Genomic DNA, 18,981 nt, shown 5'->3' on the forward strand with positions numbered 1-18,981 from the left:
TGGAGGAAATAATATGAATGAAATAGGTTATAAATTATTATTAGACACATCAACTAAACGAAAAATTACTATTTTAAATTTATTATTGGAATCGGAATTACCTATTCTAATTTCTGAATTAGCTGAAATATGTGAAGTTTCTCAAAAAACCTTAAGAAGGGATATTCAAGCCTTAAGTAAGCTGTTTCCAGATTCATTGATTTTAGAAAACTCTTCACTGATTCTAAATATCTCGACAGATATGAATCCGATTTTGAGTTATATCGAAGAAGAGGTGAAAAATAATATTTTATTTTCTATCGTGGAAGATACTTTCTATGGCCGTAGTGAAACGATCGATTACTTATCAGAAAAGTTCTTCATCGCTGAATCTACTCTTCGTAAATATTTATCTGTTTTAAAAGAGGTATTAGAGGATTTTGATTTGACCCTGAATCTTTCACCAATCGAAATACTTGGAGATGAAGTCAATGCTCGTTACTTTTATTTCCATTTTTTTGAACAAGTGGCAGAATACAATCAACGTTCTTATTTAAAAAGTAGGCATATGGACTTGTATGCGATATTGAGAAGTCTACTCCATAATTATGGCTTGATCCTTAATGTTGACTATCATCGATTCGTCCGCTGGATGACCGTCAGTGAACAAAGAATACGGCAGCAAAAGTTAGTCTATCTAGATGCAAAAATTTTAGATAAATATCGCTATAGTGATACATTTATTATGTTGAAAGCAGCAGCGAAAAAATCATTACGTCCAGATTCTTACAACTTGATTACGGACTCTGAAATCGTGTTTGCATTTCTGATTTCCTTAGACACGATCGTTTATGATGAGAAAAGCCACTTTTTGCCAAATAGCTTTTTACAGGCAACAGAGGATTTCGAGCACTTAGTCACTAAATTTTTCCAACATTCCGGTTTAAGTTACCCCTTAAATGTTGAACTAAAAGCAATCATCAAGGCCTTTCTGGTGAATGAAAAAGCATTACAGGAGCTTTCTCCTTTATTTCAAAAAAATGATTCTAAATTCAAAGCCTTGATGGAAAAAAAATACCCAAAAACAATCGAAACTTGGACGACCATTCTTAAAGATAATCATGATTTCTTATATAAAGAAGATTTAGCGATCAGCTTAGCTTCCTTAACTGAAGCGAAAGTCAATCGCAGCAGTAAAATCCTTTTTGCTTTGAGCGGAACTTCTGCTGAAACGGCTTATTATAAATATTTGGCGCATAAATATGTACCGAAGACAGCGGAATTGGCTTTCGTATTCAACCAGCCGATCGACAATAATTTAATCGAACGGCTGGATATCGATGTCTGTATTTGTAATTTTCCTTTGCCTTCATCGGATATTGGCTGCACCTTCTTTAAATTTTCCAGTGTGCCTTTAGATCGGGAATGGGAAATCTTAGCTAAAAAGCTGACCACTATCTAAGGTATTTTCTACAGCTAAAAGGGACTGGGACATAACTCTACGAGTTACGCCCCAGTCCCTTTTAAAACGAATAAACGGTGGAAGCAGAAGTAACTCCTTCGGAAATAAGCTGAAATTCACAAAAATTTGAAGAACAATTTTCGTAAATTCCCTCTTATTTCTCGGAGTTGAACACTTCTGTCCCATCCTCTTTCTGATTCTATCTATTGATTACTATCATTCAAACGATGGATCTCTGCCAAATCCTCCTCATCAAATGGTCGATCTTTATAATAAAAGGCACGATCTCTACTATTGATTTCCCGCAACACTTTACACGGATTCCCAACAGCAACTGAATTAGCGGGGATATCTTTTGTTACAATACTACCTGCACCGATCACACTATTTTCACCGATCGTCACGCCAGGACAAATGGTTGTATTCGCTCCGATCCAACAGTTATCTTCAATAGTAACTGGATCTGCATACATCAATCTCCGATGATCTGGATGAATCGGGTGTCCGACCGTAGCAATCGTTACTTCCGGTCCAAACGCTACTTTATTTCCAATAGTAATTTTCCCATCATCAATAAATGTACACCCCATATTCAAATAGCACTCTTCACCTAACTGAATATTGTAGCCGTAACAAAAATAAAATGGTGGTTCGATCCATGCATTGACTTTTGTCCCAAAAATGTCATCCAAAAGTTGAAAACGTTCTTCTAATTTTTCAGGTGACAGCTGGTTAAACTGCCTCATCTTCTTTTTGGCCTGCATCCGTTCCTCCGGCAAGTTTTCACAGTTATCTAAAAACAATTTTCCAGCAAGAATTCTTTCTCTCATCCTCATAAAAAACGTCCTCCCTTATGTACCCATTCTTTAGTATGCGCTATCATTTCCATTAAATACGTGTTCATCTACTAAAAAAGGAAGCAAAAGAAAACTTCTGCTCCACTTTAACAATTGTTTTCAATTAGATTGTCTGCTTGACCAAGCTAGGGTGAACGACCATCACCTGTCTTAAAAATGGGAATTCGCTGACCATTTGATCAAACTCATCACCTGAATCAAGAAATTCCGTTGTTCCTTCAATATAAAAACCAGCACCAGCACCGATCGTGCCTTGAACCTCTCTGGAAGCTAGTGTTATTTTGATTTGATTATTTATTGCTAAATCTGCTTGTGTTGAATGCATGCCAGCCATTGGCAGTAAAATTCTATCATCTTCTGTCAGTTTCAAATAACTATTCCACGTATTCGTCACATGCGCATCATTATTCGCCCATGTCGTCAAAGAAACGGGGCCTTCATGTGCTAAAACCTCTTTAAATTTTTCATTGAACATACCTTTTCCTCCTATTTATATATCGATAAAAAAATAAGAATAAACCATTATCCTAAGAGTACCACAAAACGTTGATTTTAAAAGGCGAACAAAAAGTAAAGTAATCAATAATACATGATAAATGATCTTCTCTTTAAACAAAATAACTGCTAATTAGTATGACGTAAAAAATAGCCTTTAATATCTTCCAGCATGAAATCCTTAATTAAGGTAACCTCCTGTATTCGAGCGCCTTTTTGCAAAACCTCTTCACAAGAAATAAATGACCAGTTCTCTTCATTGCCGCGATATTTAGGATTATTTGCATAGACAACTCCTGTGACTCCTGACCAGATAATTGCTGAACTACAGAGTGGACAAGGTTCAAAAGTAGAATAAAGCCAGTAATCTTGAGGGAGTTTATCTACGTTTAACTTAGCACAAGCCTCCCTTATCGCATTGATTTCGGCATGTGCAGTCGGATCATGGATTGCGGTCACTGTTGTCTCACCCTGTGCTATGATATTCATTTTTTCATCAATAACTGCTGCGGTAATCGAATGGTTTGTCCATTGATTGTGGATCAACTGTGTCATTATTTTTTCATTGGGATGTTCAGACATGCTTTCATCACACTCCTATACTTTTACTGCTTATCTTTACGAATTTCTTCTGCAGCATGCTCATGGTATGCTGTTCCCATTAAGTAATAATACATATCCGTATTCTTTTCAGTCTGCGGCATGTTCTTCAAACAATCTTTCGCATAATTTTGAATTTCTTCGACACTAATTTCTAATTTGTCTAATAGTAATTCGTTTAAAAATTTGACACTTAACAATTCCATTTCTAGCTCTCGAATTTTTTCGTCCATCTCTATCGCCTCTTTCCATGTAGTTAAAGCCTCATATAGTATTGTAACGGTTTACATTTTTTAGTCACTATTGTCAAATTTCCTATAAATACCTTTTCCGTATAGATCATAGACCCATTACTAAAAGCTGGTTTAATCTTGTTTAGCATACTTGTCATCTTTCATTTCTAATCATTTTTGATACAATTGTTTGATTTATATCATATCAAAAGGGTTTCTATCAGAAACTACTTCCTGTACTATTATCAACGGATCTGAAATCAATTCGTTTTTTCGTCTTCAGGATAAGTAACAGCAATCTCAAAATTTTCCCCAGCAAAACTTTTTATTGCTTCAATATCTTCCCCTAACGAACATAAAAAGAAATGACAATATTCTCCTTGATCAACAACTTTCAAAAATGTGCTTAAGTTCCCCCTAGTATTCTTTGTTTCTTCAACTCCAGTGATTAATTCATATTCATAAAATTCTTGTTTGTGTTTCATTGGGACAGCACCATACCACGTTCTCGAAATCATTCTTTCTTCAATTGATAATCCTTTTTGATAAATGTTTGAGTATATCGTAGCTGTTACTTTTGAGAACATATCGTTTGTTCATTCAGTCTAATTTTCCCAAATGTTTATTTCTTCTAAAGGATAACTTGTTAAATCACTTTCTTCTGACGGAGTTCCTTCTAATACAATCATCAATTTCCCGTCATATTTATAATACAAATAGTAAAATACATCTCTATAAGTACCATCAATTGTTGGTTTATTCACTTTAATTTTTGTTTTAAGTTTAATATCTACAAGTTCGTTTTTTCTAGAATCAAGAACTCTATATGTTTGTTCATTATCTTCAACAATAATTTCATACTCCAATTTATTACCGAAAAGATCATGAAACTTATCTTCAGTAAAACCTTGTCTTGGTTGGTTCTCTACACCAGTAGAATTTCCTTCATACCAAGATTTTCCATTTAGCAATGTCTTTGTAATTTTAGGGTATTTGGCTTCCTCAGAAATTGTAGTTGCTTGTGAACTTTGAGTTGTTCCTATTGAATCTTTTTTTATCGAACTTGATAATGAGCTTTCTTCTTTTTTATAAGTGCTATTATTAGTGACTGAATGCTTAGTTGAATCTACAGAAACGATTGATTGATTACTAGCACAGCTCGCTAATAGCGTAACTGAAACTAAAACAAAACAAAAAATTTTTTTCATCTTTCTTCACACTTCTTTCTCATCCTTTTTGACAATTAATGATTGTTACTATGAGTGAAACTCTTTAATAGAAATCTTTATCTCTAGATGTATTTTATGAATTAAATTCTCCTCATGTTGTCTATTATCCATTGAACTCCCCTATGACTCAACAAGTTTCGTTATATTGGTAGCTTATTTTTGTTGTACCTCTTGATACACCTTAATTCCATTTAGATTTTTTTAATTCAAGCATCCTAGATTCTACATCACACCAATTGATATCATATTCTTCTTTGTAAAACAGAATGATATCCCATATTGTAAGATCACTAAGTCTTTCTTAAGATTTCCCGCTATTTTATTGCCATCTGTAATAGTGACATAGGTCTCTTGAATGGAAATTTTTTTTACTAAATCAAAATGGATCAATCAACTTTGCTGTTTTTTCATAACTTGGGTGAGGAAGGGTTTCTATCCACCATTTTACAGTCGTCATTGCATTTACAGCGAATAATTTAGCATAAAAAGAAATCATGTCGCTATCAAAAATGAATATTTTTGGTGTTCTCAAATAGTTTTCAACCTGATATTCTATTGAGTCTTGCATAACTGTATATGGAGAAAAAGAAATATTTTCAATTGACTCAAAGCCGAAATAACCTCTTTTTGTTTAACGATATAAATCTATCAGTTAAGAACTTACACCATTGTATCATCTGAAACAGTGGAATTATATTTCAATATTTATTGGAAACGTCATATAAAAAGTTTTAGCAGGCTAGGAATTGGGGCTGAAAAGGTGTATTTGTCATTTCAGACTTCAGATACTTTTAGTAGAAAAGTTATAGCAATTGTAAAATACCCAGATCAATCAAACCCAATCGAATTAGATAAGAGATACATGGTTAATCAAGATTTTAAAGATGACATGTTTGATTTCCCTATGGAGGAAATTCTTAATGTTGAGTCAGTTTTTTTAACGGAAAAACTTGAATTAAGGAGCCTTGATTGATTCTTTTGAAAATTGACAAAACTACTTCATTCACTTAACATTAAATATGAGAGATCGATCTTTTACATCAAAAACGAACGTTTTCGATAATTCATCTACTCAATGAATACAATTAGAATAATCCTGTCTTAGAAAGAGCTTCTATGAAAGTGGGGAATAGTTATGGACACGTTTAAAAATTTCATGTTTGGTCTCACTAGTCTAGTCGGAGGCATTTGTATTTTTGGCGGTGGAGTTTTGTTTGCTTTCATGTTCGTCCTTCTTTTCATTTCTTGTGTTGTACTAGAGGCTGTAACTAATCGTAGTAAAAGACATATGACTAAATCATGATCTGTTCCTCCATTAATTAATGGAGGATTTTTTATTTATATATCTAAAATCGAATGTTTTTAGCATAATTTATTTACATGTGCTTCTCAAACCACTCACTATCTCTTTGACTAATATATTCTCTTGGTATTAAAGTACCTTCATAGTTTTTAAAAAATATATAATAGTAAAAATCATCAACATCAACAAATTTGATATCTTTTTCTTTATAAATTCTTTTTCTGTCTTCGTTCTCTATAACTATTTGAGTCTCATCAACACTTAAATATACTTTCCTTGCTGTTTCATCATCTTCATAATACATTTTTTTAAAGTCTTTTCTTGCTTTCTTTTTATAAAATTTCCACCATAAACTCCTTAAATTGGATTTATAATTCATCAAGCCAAAAATGATAAGACCAATAAAGAAAAAAATGATTCCTACAAATTTTTCTTTATTCACACTATATTCTATTACTGGTAAGATTATAGTCAAAATAAAAAAACAAAATATATTCCATCGTTTTATTGAATCATTAATTGATGGATTAATCTGTTTCCTTACTTGATAAGCAAAAAAATTCATATTATCCTCTAGACTTATTTCATAATAAATTTTCATAACTCCTCCAAGAATTTACACTTTTTCTTCTAAAAAACCATATCTTAATTTTGTAAAACGTGTATTACATTAATTAAATTGAAATCCAATATTTTGGGTGACTCCCCATTGAAGAGAAAAAGATTCATTGCTACCGATTCGTTTTTTCTTCAAAATTTAGTATAAAAAGCACTTGATTTATGTTAAACAAAATAGGAAAGAGAAGTTCTCTATCCTAGATTTTTATTTTCAGCAATTCTATTGAATATCTGAGATCCTTATCATAGTTACACTCTCACAATATTCAACTGCCTATACTCTATCGGGGAAAAAACTATCCACTATCATTTGTATAAACCTTAAACAAACAATTGAATCGCCATAAATTTTTCCAAAACAACTACTACACTTCTTATTTCAGAGCTCTCAGAGCTGCTATTTTGATTTTCTCCTTTTTTATGTTGTTTATTAGCAAACATTTCAGCTTCTTCTCTAAGATCATTGGTGATTTCTAGTGACTGATTTCTATCCATTTCTTCAGCAATATATTGAACATAATCATACGCTTCATAAGGTACCTCAGAAGTATCATTTTCTTTTTGATATTTCTCTACATAATAAATATACTCATTCACTTCTTGTTCTGTCATTGCTCGGTTGATCTGAGTTGGCGCATTTGGATCATCTTTAAAGTCTTCTTTTTCCTCTTCCGTCATCTCCCTGTAGAGATTAGGATGCATCAGTTCACCCGTGCCATTTAAAACATGATCTTTCATGGAATCAAAACTTGCTGCATTAACTTCGACTTCAAAAATTAGAACGCCCATACAAATCAATCCAAAACTTATGATCAGTTTATACCAATTTTTTCTCATTACTCTTCTCCTATCTCTCATATCATTCTACGTATTTTGAATCTTGAAGCTGCCAATTTCCTGTAACAAAATCATATACAACTATTGATTGATCATCTTCTCACTCATGACCATTTTTATACAGCCTTATAGCTATCCTATTCGTTCTTTTTGGATCGATTTTAGAGTTGGTTGTAAGGATCGTTACTCCGTTTAATACCGTTGTCCGACTCGCATTCTTTCTACTGACAAGCATATCAGATTTTTCATTCGATTGTTAGTAATTTTTACATAATGTGTATAAATGACTATGGGTACCCCTGTCGTATTAGAAAATTTATTTTTTCATCAATATTATTCTATAATTTTAGCTTTGGCTTATGCTATTCTTGATCTACAAAGGAGAACGCTATGCTAGAAAACAGACAAATCGTTTATAACTCACAACTAGAAATCGAAGCGCTAGTCTTTGATGGTATCCAGCAAAAATTTCCAAATCATTTCCATGACTACTATGTGATTGGTTATATTGAAAAAGGCAGCAGAAAACTATCTTGTAAGAATAAAGAATATATTCTTAAAGAAGGAGATTTCATTTTCTTTAATCCGTATGATAACCATGAATGTGAATCCATAGATGGTAAACCACTGATCTATCGAAACCTGCATATTCGCCCTGAGATCATGGAAAAACATGTGCACGCACGACTATCATTAACCAAAAATCCGATTTTTACTGTAACTGTTCCTGAAACAACACAAGAAAATCAACTGTTTTTACAATTACACGAACGGCTGATGAATGAACGGGCAAATGATACTTTTGAAATCGAAGAATTATTTACCTTGCTGTTGAATGATCTACTATCAAATTTTTCAAGTCATGAAGAATCAAAACATCCGACCATTCCACACAAAATCAATGAAACAAAAGAATTCATTGAAGAAAACTATGCACAAAAGCTTTCACTTGCTGAATTGAGTGTATTCGCAGAAACGAATCAATATACATTCATTCGGCTATTTACAAAATACTTTGGTTTGACCCCTTTTCAATACCTGATCACGACTCGGATCAATCAGGCCAAACGATTATTAAAAAGTGACATTTCCATCACTGAAATCGCTATGGAAACTGGTTTTAGTGATCAAAGTCATTTTACCCGAGTATTCAAAGCGCAAATCGGTGTTACACCAAAAATGTATCAAAAAATTTTTATTGCTTAAAGAAAGGATGTACATAATGGTACCAGAACAAAAATGTGTGATGCTCATTGATGAAGCATTGCCTATAGGCTTGATTGCCAACACGACCGCTATATTAGGCGCAACTTTAGGAAAAGAATTTCCCGCTGGTATAGGCGCTGCTGTTTATGACTCTAATGATCAAAAACATCTCGGAATCGTTAATTATCCGATTCCTATTTTGAAATCCTCTGAAGAGTCACTTAGCACTCTTAGAACAGTTTTAAATGATGAGCGTTATTCAAGTTTGACTGTCATCGGTTTTTCTAATATTGCTCAAACCTGCGGCTCCTATGAACTATATACCGAGAATATGAAAAATACAGCTCCGGAACAGATCCATTATTATGGCTTATGTCTATATGGAAGTAAAAAGTTAGTGAATAAATTGACTGGTAGTTTGCCTTTATTGCGTTAAAACACTCTAAAAGAGGTTTGCTATAGCTGTTGATAAAAAATTAGAAGTAAACAGCTTCTTTGATACTACACAAAAAAAGCTGCACTATCTGATCTTAAAACGTCAGATAGTACAGTTCTTTTTTTATTATCAAGCTTTTATTTTGAATTACGTTTATTGATCCAATCCGTCGATACATCCATCGCTGCTCGAGTCGCATTGCTTTGATCCATCGAATTGACCATAACAAAGTCATGAATCATTCCTTGGAATCTAATTTGTGTGACATCAACACCTGCTTCACGTAAATGGCGGGCATACTCTTCTCCTTCATCTCTCAATACGTCTGCTTCACCATTTAAAATCATTGCAGCAGGCAAGCCTTCAAGATCCTCTTTTGTCGCTTGCAATGGAGAAATCGTTTTGATCGTAGCGTCTTGTCCTTCTGGTAGATAGTTGTCCCAGAACCATTTCATTCCATCTTTTGCCAAGAAATAATTTTCGGCAAATTGATTGTATGATCCTGAATCAAAGGAATGATTTGTCACTGGATAGTACAATAATTGTTGGCTGATTTTAGGACCTTTACGATCTTTTGCCAACATCGTTAAGACAGTTGCCATATTTCCGCCGACACTGTCTCCTGAAATCGTCAAGCGACTAGTATCGTATTCGTCATTAGCATCATCAACTAGTTTTAATAACGTTGCATAACATTGTTCGATCGCTACTGGATATTTTGCTTCTGGTGAACGATCATATTCTGGAACGAACACAATAGAATTTGTTCTAACAGCTAATTCTCGAACTAACTTATCATGTGTATGTGCACTGCCTAATACCCAGCCTGCACCATGAACATAAAGGATCACTGGGAGTTTTCCTGTTGCTTCTTTTGGTTTTACGGTGCGTACATTGATCGTACCGTGATCACCTAGATCCCATTGCTGATCGTTGATGTCAGCTTCAAGTTTTTCCACTGGTGAACTTTGGACCTCTTCAAGTAAATCGCGTGCATCATTAACTGGGAGCTGATAGATAAATGGTTCTTTTGCATTTGCCTCACTGAATTCAAGTGCTGATTGTTCTAAAGAAATTCTTTTTACCATACTGCTACCTTCTTTCCAATGTTATAGCCTCATGTTAAGCCCATATTCCAACTAGTTCAAATAGTACGCTTTATTAAAAAAATACAAGCAGAATTTAATAGAATTCTGCTTGTATTTTAAGCTATTATGCTAAATAGACCATAGCCATTTCTTTATAGATATCGATCATTTCCAAATAATTATCAATATCGACATATTCATCGACTTGATGGGGTGTTTCATTGCCCGGACCAAAAATAATCACAGGAAATGCTTGCTTCCCTTTTGTAAATTCTGCTGCATCTGTGGTTCCAGACACACCGACCATCGGAATATCTACATTTACTTGCCTTTTAGCTACTTGCTGCGCAATTTTAGCAATATCCGAGTTCTTTTCACTTTTCACCGAAATTTTATTGGCTTCGATCGTTAGCGTTAACCGATAATTTTCTTTTTGATTCAACTCATCGATCAGCTCATTCATTTTTTTGATGACTAGATCATTATCATACCCTGGAATCGTTCTGATATTTCCTTCCAGACTCGCTTCACTTGGGATACTGTTGATTTGTTCCCCGCCAGAAATCATCGTCACATTATAAATGAAGTCACCTAACACTTCATCAGTGTGTGTTTCACTGCGGAATAATTCATTGGCTCTTGTATAGAAATCATTCAAATGATCGATTGCATTCACGCCTAATTGCGGCATAGAACTGTGGGCATTTTTCCCTAGAGAAGAAACTTTAAAATTGATCGATCCTTTATGTGCATAAACGATTCCGGCATATCCTGAAGGTTCACCGATGACCATAGAAGTCACATCATCAACATATCCTTCTTTGGTCAGCTGTTCAGCACCAAGCTCGCCTACTTCTTCACCGACTGTGGCCAATAAGCGTAAACGACCATTAAAGTCAGCTGCTTCTTCTTTCAACTCGATCATAGCAATTGCCATAGCTGCCAAACCACTCTTCATATCGCAAGTGCCGCGTCCAAATAGCTTCCCATCACGAATTTCTGGTTTAAATGGATCTGACGTCCAGTCTGCAGCATTTCCAGCTGAAACAACGTCCATATGTCCTGAAAAAGCCAAGACCTTCTCACTTTTTTGATTGCCGATTTCAACAATCAAATTATCACGATCCTTATCATATTCTAAAAATGAAGAATCGATCCCATGCTTTTTAAATAGCTTGCTTAAATACTCTGCAACTTCCTTTTCATTACCGTTGACTGATTTGATTGCAACAAGGTCTTTTAAAATTTGAATCTTTTCTTGTTTTTCCATTGTGTATGCCTTCTTTCATTAGATACATCCAAGGTTCTTCATTATGTGTGGAAAAAGGTTGGATATTCCATTTCACACATCTACTATACACCTATTTAAGATTTTTGTTAAATTAAAAAAGGCTTTACTAAGTACCATTTGTACTTGAGTAAAACCAAAGTCAAAGCTATTTTTCTTCGTCAAAATAATTCCCAGGAACTACATTGATCGTCTTCGTTTGAGTGTCTACATCTTTCACATACAACAATGAAGTGTAATCTTCGATTGCCCGTTGACCATTGAATTTTGATTCTGCAAAAACAGTGATGCCAACAAGTTCAGCTTCAAACTCTTCGATCAAGCTCTTCATTCCGTTGACTGTTCCGCCGCCTTTCATGAAATCATCCACAACCAAGACTCTAGAACCGCGTTTCAAGCTGCGTTTTGATAATTCCATTTTTTCGATCCGCTCAGAAGAACCAGAAACATAATTCACACTAACCGTTGATCCTTCAGTGATTTTTGAATCGCGTCGCACGATTACAAAAGGTACATTTAAATAGTAGGAAACTGCTTGAGCGATCGGTACACCTTTAGTCGCTACAGTCATTACTGCATCTACCTGCTCATCTAAATACTTGGAAGCAATGATTCGTCCAACCTGACGCAATAATTCCGGCTGTCCCAATAAATCAGAAAGATAGACATATCCTCCCGGCAGCAAGCGATCCTGTTCTGACAAGCGATCACACAAAGATAAAACCAATTCCTTAGACTCTTCAAATGGGATTTCAGGAATAAACTGAACGCCTCCAGCAGCGCCTGGAATCGTTTCAAGAATCCCTGTTCCACGCTCTTTAAATGTTTTTTTGATAATTGCCAAATCTTCACTGATCGATGACTTTGCTGACTTGTAGCGTTGCGCAAAATAAGTCAATGAAACCAATGTATGTGGATGCTCTAACAAATACTGCGTCATATCGATCAAACGCTCACTTCTCCGAATTTTCAAATCCGTCACTCCTTTTTCTTTTTATAGATCTATTCGTCATGCTCTTTATGAGTATACCTGCTTAAAATTTAATGGTACGTCCTTTCAATCTATCGTTCCCTATTATAAGGTGTTTGATGAAAAAATTCGAGCATTTTTTAAAAAAAATGAAAAATAGTTCGCAATTTAGAAAACAAAAAAGAAGATAGGAGAAAAAACTTTCGTTTTTCCTCCTATCTTCACTAAAATAAGTTGTAATCAACCGCGGCTCATCTTCTTATTTCGCTGTATCGTCACGATGATCTTTTTGAATACACTGACCAAAATAAACAATCCAATAAAAATCAATGTGATGCTGGCACTTGGCGGTGTCTCTAAATAATAAGAACCCGTCAATCCTGTTAACATGCCAATCAATCCCATGATCACACTAATGATGATCACTGTATTAAACCCTTTACCGATCCGCATACCGATCGCAGCCGGCAATACCATGATCGCTGAAATCAACAACGCTCCAGCAATCGGAATCATCACTGCGATCGCAACCCCTGTGATCACATTGAACAACATCGACATCCAATGGATCGGAAGACCATCGACATGCGCTGTATCTTCATCAAATGTCAGTACATACATTGGTCGTTTGAATAAACAAAATAAGACCACTAAAACAACAAATAAAACTGCTAAAATAATGACCTGCTGCCAAGTGATCGTCACGATCGAACCAAATAAATAGGACTGGATGCTGGCTGCAGAATTACCGCCGCTCAAATTCATCAGCACAAGCGCTAATGCCAGACCTCCTGACATCAAAATAGCAATCGAGATTTCAGAATATGTGCTATAGATCATGCGTAGATATTCCAAGATCACTGCTGCGATGATCACGACAACCAATGTCATGATATCCGGGTTCCAATTCAGGAAGAATCCTAAAGCAACTCCTGCTAATGATACATGAGATAGTGTATCTGCCATCAACGATTGTCTTCTGATCACAAGAAATACCCCCAGCATTGGAGCTATCACTGAAATGAAGGTCGCCGCTAAAAAGGCTTTTCTCATGAACTCATATGAAAGCATCTCCACTGTGAATCCTCCTTCCGAACCAAACGAATTTGTCGATCCGCATATGATTTTATATCTTCATGGTCATGAGTGATCATCAAGATCGCTTTGCCATGATCGTGCGCATTATGCCTTAACAGGCGATAAAACTCGTTTCTGGACGTTTCATCCATTCCTGTTGTTGGTTCATCTAAAATAAATAAGTCCGGATCTGTCGCAAAAATACGAGCTAAACTGATTCGTTGCTTTTGTCCGCCAGAAAGTTCCCCGATCCGTTTATGACGCATTTCCCACATACCGACAGCTTTTAATGCTTTTTCCACATGCTGATGATCCCGTTTAGTCAATGGCTTGAACCAGCGACCACGCGGAAAACGACCTGATCGGACCAATTCGATCACCGTACTTGGAAAACCCGCATTAAATGAGGCCACTTGCTGAGGAATATAACCAATACTCAGCTTTTCCCCTTCACTATTTTCTTTAGAAATCGTGATCGTCCCTTTAGTTGGTTTCAACAGTCCTAAGCTACTCTTGATCAATGTCGATTTTGCTGCGCCGTTTTCTCCAGTCAAAATCACAAATTCACCTGGATCGACATGATAAGATACACCTTCTAGGACTGGCTCATCATCATAATAAAATGTGAGATCTTTAACTTCTAGATAATGCATGATCTTGCTCCTTTTTTGAGGTTGGAGCAGAAGTATCCATAAGAAGAAACTACTTCTGCTGCCACCGTTCATTTGTACTCAATAGACTAGATGGTATCTCATCTATTTAATGCTTTTTTTCAAGGCTTCAAGATTGGCTTTCATAACAGAAATATAATCTTCCCCTTGTTCTTGTTCTTTTTTCGTGATACTTTCCAATGGATTAAGTACTGAAAGTTCCACACCTGTTTCTCTAGATAATGTTTCCGCTACTTTTGATGAAGCTGAGGATTCAAAGTAGATGACAGCAACATCATGTTCTTTGATGTATTTTTTTAATTCAGCTAAACGACTTGGTGAAGGCTCTTGATCTGGAGAAATTCCTGCAATTGATTCTTGTGTTAAACCATATTGTTTTGCCAAATAACCAAAAGCAGCATGCTGAGTCACGAATGTTTTGTTTTTTGCATCAGCAAAAGCCTCTGTATACTCTTTATCAAGAGCAGCAAGTTTTTTTAGATACTCTTTTGTATTTTGTTCAAATGTTGCCTTTTGCTCTGGATATTTTTTGATCAATGCATCTCGGATGGTTTCAACTTGCTTTTGAGCCAATACAGGATCCAGCCATACATGAGGGTCTAATTCGTGATCATGATCGTGTCCTTCATGATCTGATTCTTCTTCCTCATGGTCATGTGCCGCACCTTCCATTAAATCGATAGAACCAGCAGCTTCAACAACAGCTACTTTTTTTTGATCGACATTTTCTAAGACAGCTTCGACCCATGTTTCTAGTTCATGACTATTATAAATAAACGCATCTGCATCCGTTATTTTAGCAATATCCTTAGCACTTGGTTCATAATCGTGTGGCTCTGTTCCTGCCGGGATCAATAATTGAACGTCACCAGCATCCCCCACAACATTTTTTGCAAAATCGTACATTGGATAAAAAGTTGTGACAACTTTTATTTTACCATCTTTTGCTGCTTTATCAGTTTCTTTTGTTTGTCCGCATGCAGTCAATGTCGTAACTGCCGCTATCAAAAGAATTCCTGCCATATATAGCCATTTATTTTTTCTCATTTCGTATCCCCATTTCGATTTATCTTATTTAAATCGTAATATTTACGATTTGGTAGCAAGAACTAATTTAACAGAAGGAAAGAGGTACGTCAAGAGAAAATAGTAAAGTTAAAAAAATCTGTAACCGATAGTGGCTACAGATTTTTTCTCTATTTCAACGTCCTCACAAGATAAACCTCATCACAAAAGCCTTTTAAGCCATTGTAAATTCGCTGAGCACGCGTTTTTTTCTCACATAGAGCAAAAACGGTCGGTCCGCTGCCGCTCATCAGTGCTGCATCTGCCCCATAATTGATCATTCGATCTTTGATTTGCTGAATGACTGGATGTCGTTTGATCGTCACACCTTCTAAAGCATTACCGATTTTTTCAGTCATCAATTGATAATCGTCTGTTTCCACTGCCTGTCTGATCCCAGCAATATCAGGATGTTGAATACTGTTGAAAGACAAGCTGCCAAAAATCGAACTTGTCGAGACACTCATCCTTGGCTTTACTAAAACAACCCAACATTGAGGCATCGAAGGTAAAAACTCGATTTTTTCTCCCCGACCTGTAACAAAAGCTGTCCCGCCATGAATACAATAAGGAACATCTGAACCGATCTGACTACCTAGTTCAGCTAATTTTTCCAACGATAGATCCAGATTCCACAATCGATTCAACCCACGAAGTGTCGCTGCACAATCGCTGCTGCCGCCAGCTAAACCTGCAGCAACTGGGATTCTTTTTTCTATTGTGATTCTGACCCCTTGCGTCAAATTAAACGTTTTCTTCAACAGCTCTGCTGCTTGATAGACATGATTTCTTCTATCTACAGGCAAAAAAGAACTGTCTGTTTCGATCACGATCTTATTTTCCGGCAGCTCTTCAAATAGCAGTCGATCTGCTAAATCCACACTAGCCATGATCATCTCTAATTCATGATAACCATCTTTTCTTTTATAGAGAGCATCCAACCCCAAATTGATTTTTGCGGGTGCTTTTTCTATGATTTCCATTATTTTCACCTATCTAACTCTGTTCCTTCAACCAACTTCACAATCTTTTAAATTCTAACATATGTTGTTTGAGATGTATAGATTTGTAGAAAAGTATTCAATTTTCCTCAGAAAATACACCCTTTCTTCTATACAAATAAAAAACCTAAAACAACCAAACTGAGGTTATCTTAGGTTTCATTACAGATAGATAGTCAAATTATGACATTTTCACTTTTACTTGATTTCACTTCTATTTTTAATAATTTTATTTACGATCCCATATTCTAGAGCCTCTTCAGCGCTCAACCAATAATCTCTAGCAGTATCATTTCTCACTTGTTCAATATCTTTACCAGTTTCTTTGGAAATCAGTTGGTTGATTTTTTCTCTTGTACGGATAATTTCCTTAGCAGTAATTTCCATATCACTGGACTGACCTTGTGCGCCACCTGAAGGTTCATGAATCATAAAACGGGTATTAGGAAGACAATAGCGTCGTTCCTTTTCGCTGGATAAATAAATAAGTGCTCCAGCACTGACCACCCAGCCTGAACCTATGATATTTACTTTTGGTTTGATAAAATTGATCATATCAAAAATCAGATAGCCTGAATCAACATGACCTCCATTACTACTAATAAACAAATTGATCGGTTCATCATTGATTGACTCTAATAATAGCAGCTGATTACAAACTTCCTTCGCCATCTGCTCATTTATTTCTCCAGAAATGATCACGGTTCTCGTTCCAATCATTTTTTCAGTCAATACATCTTGTTGTTTTGTTTCTTGCTTGGTGTTTTCTTGCTCATTCATCGCATATCCTCCTTTTTTACCTACCACAATACTACCATAATTCTCTTTACTTATCATAAGTATTACGGAAAAAGAGAGGAGATATCACTCTTTGAGCGATATCTCCTCTCTTTAAATTCCAGATAAACGATGGTAAAAAAGTAATGATTGCTTGAAGTTAAGCACTTCTGTCTATCTTCTTTGAACTATTTTTAGACAGCTTCACTAACAAACTCAATTTCGACTGTGCGAGTCAGCACATCAGAGTAACTATAAGAAACTCGTTCGAATGAGTTTTCATCTGGATCTAAATCTACAACGAAGACAGATGGATACGTTTCTGTCAAAATACCTTTACGTTCAGTTTGACGCTTTCTGCCGGTCTGAGCAACTAATGTGATTTTGCTGCCGATACGACATTCTAAATCTTTCTTAATTGACGCTAAAGTTGTTGGCATTGCATTCACCTCAAACTCCATTATAACACATACAGATAAAAATTTCAAGTTTACCATAGCAGAAAATGAAATGCAACTAATTCTATCTTATTTTTGATAATTATTTCATGTGAATTTTTCTATAAATTCTCATTTTAATCATAAATAATTGATTTCAATTTCTTTTTTGCTCGATCATAAGCACTTCTGACTGTGACTTCGCGGCTTGCAGTTGCCTTTGCGATTTCTCCGATCTCTTTACCATTCATAAATTCCTGAAACGTCGTTCGTTCAAACGGTGACAGTATCTGAGGTAATTCTTCCAGCTTTTCTCTGATGATCATCTGTTCCAATGCATCTGCAGCTTCAACGCTTGCATAATCAAAAAAAGATTCTCCCTGACTTTCCATTTTTTGATCTAACGAAATGGATTGCACATCTACAGTCCGTTTCACTGCACATTGTTTTCGTACAAGACTACGAATATGATTTTCAAAGTTCGACTTGAAAAATTTCCCGATCGAAACGCTATAGGTTTCTTCATATTTTTCCAAAGAACGGTAAAAAATGATCCGCCCTTCCTGAAGCCAGTCTTCTTTGTCAAAATCTTTCAAGTAATACTTTTTTCGAAAGTTGTATACGAGCGGATGATACTTTCGATACAACCGATCAAACGCTATTCCATCTCCTTTTAAAATGTGTTCATACTTATCCATTCCCTTTTCTCCTCCCAAACATTTCTTTTGCGTAAAATGTTTGGAAAAATCGTACCATTAACCCCAAAAAAGATAGAAGCGAACAAGTGTTTAATCTTTCTTTTTAGACAATTCATCCATTTTTTCGGACAATTTTGACAATTGCTCCAAATTCCAAGGAGAATTTCTACGAAAATCTTGAAAATGGATATCTGTTGCATGAATCGCTATCGTACGCTCAGATTTTTTTACGCTTTTATACAACTCATTTGCAGAGGTTCGTAAAGCACCCTTAGAAAAGACTAACCATTGCTCTGCCAAATCACTTGTTGCTACGGTGACTTGAGTTAAACGATCATTTTTTTCTCCTGCGATTCGTTCAATGTAGCTATCGGCCGTTTCATCTTCTTTAGTGAAAATAACTGTTAATCGATACTTTTTATAGGTTTGCTGGATTCCTGGAACCAGCTGAGCATCAAAGACAACAATCACTTCTAGATCTTCGTATTTTGCATAATTAGAGAGACGATGCAGCAAAGCTTCTCTAGCATCTTCTAGTTTGTTTTGATTCTTCAATTTCACTAGCTCAGGCCAAGCACCGATCATATTATAGCCATCAACGATGAGTAATTGCTTTTTCATCTTTTATTTTCACCTTCTTTATCATTAGAATAG

Annotated in this window: 22 protein-coding genes and 1 pseudogene; 3 read left to right on the top strand and 20 right to left on the bottom strand. The window is 35.5% G+C overall.

Going from position 1 to position 18,981, the window contains the following annotated elements:
- Nucleotides 1–13 precede the first annotated feature (13 nt).
- Nucleotides 14–1,441, top strand: a complete 1,428-nt coding sequence (locus IGI58_RS06970; RefSeq protein ID WP_429953993.1) for a helix-turn-helix domain-containing protein — start codon at nucleotides 14–16, stop codon at nucleotides 1,439–1,441.
- Between the two features lie 66 nt (nucleotides 1,442–1,507).
- Here IGI58_RS06970 and IGI58_RS06975 read toward each other — a convergent pair.
- The 9 genes and pseudogenes from IGI58_RS06975 to IGI58_RS07015 all read right to left on the bottom strand — a co-directional run.
- Nucleotides 1,508–1,627 (bottom strand): annotated as a pseudogene (locus IGI58_RS06975) (DUF3788 family protein); the annotation flags it as partial.
- A 17-nt stretch (nucleotides 1,628–1,644) separates the two neighbouring features.
- Nucleotides 1,645–2,277, bottom strand: a complete 633-nt coding sequence (locus IGI58_RS06980) for a sugar O-acetyltransferase (RefSeq protein WP_429953992.1) — start codon at nucleotides 2,275–2,277, stop codon at nucleotides 1,645–1,647.
- A gap of 124 nt (nucleotides 2,278–2,401) precedes the next feature.
- The gene (locus IGI58_RS06985; protein ID WP_225535017.1) at nucleotides 2,402–2,773 is read right to left on the bottom strand and encodes a pyridoxamine 5'-phosphate oxidase family protein; all 372 of its coding nucleotides are present in this window, start codon (nucleotides 2,771–2,773) and stop codon (nucleotides 2,402–2,404) included.
- Between the two features lie 149 nt (nucleotides 2,774–2,922).
- A complete protein-coding gene (locus tag IGI58_RS06990) occupies nucleotides 2,923–3,375 on the bottom strand; it encodes a nucleoside deaminase (RefSeq protein ID WP_429953991.1) in 453 nt (150 codons plus the stop codon).
- A gap of 23 nt (nucleotides 3,376–3,398) precedes the next feature.
- On the bottom strand, nucleotides 3,399–3,626 hold the full coding sequence (locus IGI58_RS06995; protein WP_429953990.1) for a hypothetical protein: 228 nt from the start codon (nucleotides 3,624–3,626) through the stop codon (nucleotides 3,399–3,401).
- 260 nt (nucleotides 3,627–3,886) lie between these two features.
- Complete coding sequence (locus IGI58_RS07000) at nucleotides 3,887–4,111, bottom strand: hypothetical protein (RefSeq protein ID WP_429953989.1); 225 nt, start codon at nucleotides 4,109–4,111, stop codon at nucleotides 3,887–3,889.
- A 120-nt stretch (nucleotides 4,112–4,231) separates the two neighbouring features.
- Complete coding sequence (locus tag IGI58_RS07005) at nucleotides 4,232–4,834, bottom strand: hypothetical protein (RefSeq protein ID WP_429953988.1); 603 nt, start codon at nucleotides 4,832–4,834, stop codon at nucleotides 4,232–4,234.
- A gap of 1,397 nt (nucleotides 4,835–6,231) precedes the next feature.
- A complete protein-coding gene (locus IGI58_RS07010) occupies nucleotides 6,232–6,759 on the bottom strand; it encodes a YcxB family protein (protein WP_429953987.1) in 528 nt (175 codons plus the stop codon).
- Nucleotides 6,760–7,097: 338 nt separating this feature from the next.
- On the bottom strand, nucleotides 7,098–7,613 hold the full coding sequence (locus IGI58_RS07015) for a hypothetical protein (RefSeq protein ID WP_429953986.1): 516 nt from the start codon (nucleotides 7,611–7,613) through the stop codon (nucleotides 7,098–7,100).
- A 390-nt stretch (nucleotides 7,614–8,003) separates the two neighbouring features.
- Here IGI58_RS07015 and IGI58_RS07020 point away from each other — a divergent pair, with 390 nt between their 5' ends.
- Together IGI58_RS07020 and IGI58_RS07025 are read left to right on the top strand one after the other, a co-directional pair.
- Complete coding sequence (locus IGI58_RS07020) at nucleotides 8,004–8,819, top strand: AraC family ligand binding domain-containing protein (protein ID WP_429953985.1); 816 nt, start codon at nucleotides 8,004–8,006, stop codon at nucleotides 8,817–8,819.
- A gap of 16 nt (nucleotides 8,820–8,835) precedes the next feature.
- Nucleotides 8,836–9,255 (top strand): DUF2000 domain-containing protein, encoded by a 420-nt coding sequence (locus tag IGI58_RS07025; protein ID WP_429953984.1) that lies wholly within the window; start codon nucleotides 8,836–8,838, stop codon nucleotides 9,253–9,255.
- 137 nt (nucleotides 9,256–9,392) lie between these two features.
- On the opposite strand, the gene IGI58_RS07030 is transcribed toward IGI58_RS07025, so the two are convergent.
- From IGI58_RS07030 to IGI58_RS07080, 11 genes are all read right to left on the bottom strand, one after another.
- Nucleotides 9,393–10,343 (bottom strand): alpha/beta hydrolase, encoded by a 951-nt coding sequence (locus IGI58_RS07030; protein ID WP_429953983.1) that lies wholly within the window; start codon nucleotides 10,341–10,343, stop codon nucleotides 9,393–9,395.
- 124 nt (nucleotides 10,344–10,467) lie between these two features.
- Complete coding sequence (locus IGI58_RS07035) at nucleotides 10,468–11,613, bottom strand: ArgE/DapE family deacylase (protein ID WP_429953982.1); 1,146 nt, start codon at nucleotides 11,611–11,613, stop codon at nucleotides 10,468–10,470.
- A 166-nt stretch (nucleotides 11,614–11,779) separates the two neighbouring features.
- Nucleotides 11,780–12,604, bottom strand: coding sequence for a pur operon repressor (gene purR / locus IGI58_RS07040; protein WP_087641713.1), 825 nt, complete (start codon nucleotides 12,602–12,604; stop codon nucleotides 11,780–11,782).
- Nucleotides 12,605–12,841: 237 nt separating this feature from the next.
- Nucleotides 12,842–13,672 carry a metal ABC transporter permease gene (locus IGI58_RS07045; RefSeq protein WP_087642055.1) on the bottom strand — a complete coding sequence of 277 codons (831 nt, stop codon included), beginning with the start codon at nucleotides 13,670–13,672 and terminating at the stop codon, nucleotides 12,842–12,844.
- Nucleotides 13,651–14,331, bottom strand: a complete 681-nt coding sequence (locus IGI58_RS07050; RefSeq protein WP_087641712.1) for a metal ABC transporter ATP-binding protein — start codon at nucleotides 14,329–14,331, stop codon at nucleotides 13,651–13,653. Before IGI58_RS07050 ends, IGI58_RS07045 begins: the two co-directional genes overlap by 22 nt.
- Before the next feature lie 102 nt (nucleotides 14,332–14,433).
- Nucleotides 14,434–15,396 (bottom strand): metal ABC transporter solute-binding protein, Zn/Mn family, encoded by a 963-nt coding sequence (locus tag IGI58_RS07055; protein WP_429953981.1) that lies wholly within the window; start codon nucleotides 15,394–15,396, stop codon nucleotides 14,434–14,436.
- A gap of 149 nt (nucleotides 15,397–15,545) precedes the next feature.
- A complete protein-coding gene (gene ispE / locus IGI58_RS07060) occupies nucleotides 15,546–16,397 on the bottom strand; it encodes a 4-(cytidine 5'-diphospho)-2-C-methyl-D-erythritol kinase (RefSeq protein ID WP_225535029.1) in 852 nt (283 codons plus the stop codon).
- 216 nt (nucleotides 16,398–16,613) lie between these two features.
- Nucleotides 16,614–17,195, bottom strand: coding sequence for an ATP-dependent Clp protease proteolytic subunit (locus IGI58_RS07065; protein ID WP_087641709.1), 582 nt, complete (start codon nucleotides 17,193–17,195; stop codon nucleotides 16,614–16,616).
- Nucleotides 17,196–17,386: 191 nt separating this feature from the next.
- A complete protein-coding gene (locus IGI58_RS07070; RefSeq protein ID WP_069663217.1) occupies nucleotides 17,387–17,632 on the bottom strand; it encodes a Veg family protein in 246 nt (81 codons plus the stop codon).
- Between the two features lie 134 nt (nucleotides 17,633–17,766).
- Nucleotides 17,767–18,327, bottom strand: coding sequence for a sigma-70 family RNA polymerase sigma factor (locus IGI58_RS07075; protein ID WP_087641708.1), 561 nt, complete (start codon nucleotides 18,325–18,327; stop codon nucleotides 17,767–17,769).
- Nucleotides 18,328–18,417: 90 nt separating this feature from the next.
- On the bottom strand, nucleotides 18,418–18,948 hold the full coding sequence (locus IGI58_RS07080; protein WP_087641707.1) for an NYN domain-containing protein: 531 nt from the start codon (nucleotides 18,946–18,948) through the stop codon (nucleotides 18,418–18,420).
- Nucleotides 18,949–18,981: the final 33 nt, after the last annotated feature.

The sequence above is a fragment of the Enterococcus sp. AZ020 genome (assembly GCF_050499205.1).
GTDB classification, from domain to species: Bacteria; Bacillota; Bacilli; order Lactobacillales; family Enterococcaceae; genus Enterococcus_L; species Enterococcus_L dunnyi.

Excerpts from the sequence above, each read along its gene's own strand:
- IGI58_RS07010 (WP_429953987.1), bottom strand. The coding sequence starts at position 6,759 with ATGAAAATTTATTATGAAATAAGTCTAGAGGATAATATGAATTTTTTT.
- IGI58_RS07020 (WP_429953985.1), top strand. The coding sequence starts at position 8,004 with ATGCTAGAAAACAGACAAATCGTTTATAACTCACAACTAGAAATCGAA.
- IGI58_RS07015 (WP_429953986.1), bottom strand. The coding sequence starts at position 7,613 with ATGAGAAAAAATTGGTATAAACTGATCATAAGTTTTGGATTGATTTGT.
- IGI58_RS07045 (WP_087642055.1), bottom strand. The coding sequence starts at position 13,672 with ATGCTTTCATATGAGTTCATGAGAAAAGCCTTTTTAGCGGCGACCTTC.
- IGI58_RS06990 (WP_429953991.1), bottom strand. The coding sequence starts at position 3,375 with ATGTCTGAACATCCCAATGAAAAAATAATGACACAGTTGATCCACAAT.
- IGI58_RS06995 (WP_429953990.1), bottom strand. The coding sequence starts at position 3,626 with ATGGACGAAAAAATTCGAGAGCTAGAAATGGAATTGTTAAGTGTCAAA.
- IGI58_RS07000 (WP_429953989.1), bottom strand. The coding sequence starts at position 4,111 with ATGAAACACAAACAAGAATTTTATGAATATGAATTAATCACTGGAGTT.
- IGI58_RS07070 (WP_069663217.1), bottom strand. The coding sequence starts at position 17,632 with ATGCCAACAACTTTAGCGTCAATTAAGAAAGATTTAGAATGTCGTATC.
- IGI58_RS07050 (WP_087641712.1), bottom strand. The coding sequence starts at position 14,331 with ATGCATTATCTAGAAGTTAAAGATCTCACATTTTATTATGATGATGAG.
- IGI58_RS07080 (WP_087641707.1), bottom strand. The coding sequence starts at position 18,948 with ATGAAAAAGCAATTACTCATCGTTGATGGCTATAATATGATCGGTGCT.
- IGI58_RS06980 (WP_429953992.1), bottom strand. The coding sequence starts at position 2,277 with ATGAGGATGAGAGAAAGAATTCTTGCTGGAAAATTGTTTTTAGATAAC.
- IGI58_RS06970 (WP_429953993.1), top strand. The coding sequence starts at position 14 with ATGAATGAAATAGGTTATAAATTATTATTAGACACATCAACTAAACGA.
- IGI58_RS07075 (WP_087641708.1), bottom strand. The coding sequence starts at position 18,327 with ATGGATAAGTATGAACACATTTTAAAAGGAGATGGAATAGCGTTTGAT.
- IGI58_RS07055 (WP_429953981.1), bottom strand. The coding sequence starts at position 15,396 with ATGAGAAAAAATAAATGGCTATATATGGCAGGAATTCTTTTGATAGCG.
- IGI58_RS06985 (WP_225535017.1), bottom strand. The coding sequence starts at position 2,773 with ATGTTCAATGAAAAATTTAAAGAGGTTTTAGCACATGAAGGCCCCGTT.
- IGI58_RS07030 (WP_429953983.1), bottom strand. The coding sequence starts at position 10,343 with ATGGTAAAAAGAATTTCTTTAGAACAATCAGCACTTGAATTCAGTGAG.
- ispE (WP_225535029.1), bottom strand. The coding sequence starts at position 16,397 with ATGGAAATCATAGAAAAAGCACCCGCAAAAATCAATTTGGGGTTGGAT.
- IGI58_RS07005 (WP_429953988.1), bottom strand. The coding sequence starts at position 4,834 with ATGAAAAAAATTTTTTGTTTTGTTTTAGTTTCAGTTACGCTATTAGCG.
- IGI58_RS07035 (WP_429953982.1), bottom strand. The coding sequence starts at position 11,613 with ATGGAAAAACAAGAAAAGATTCAAATTTTAAAAGACCTTGTTGCAATC.
- IGI58_RS07025 (WP_429953984.1), top strand. The coding sequence starts at position 8,836 with ATGGTACCAGAACAAAAATGTGTGATGCTCATTGATGAAGCATTGCCT.
- IGI58_RS07065 (WP_087641709.1), bottom strand. The coding sequence starts at position 17,195 with ATGAATGAGCAAGAAAACACCAAGCAAGAAACAAAACAACAAGATGTA.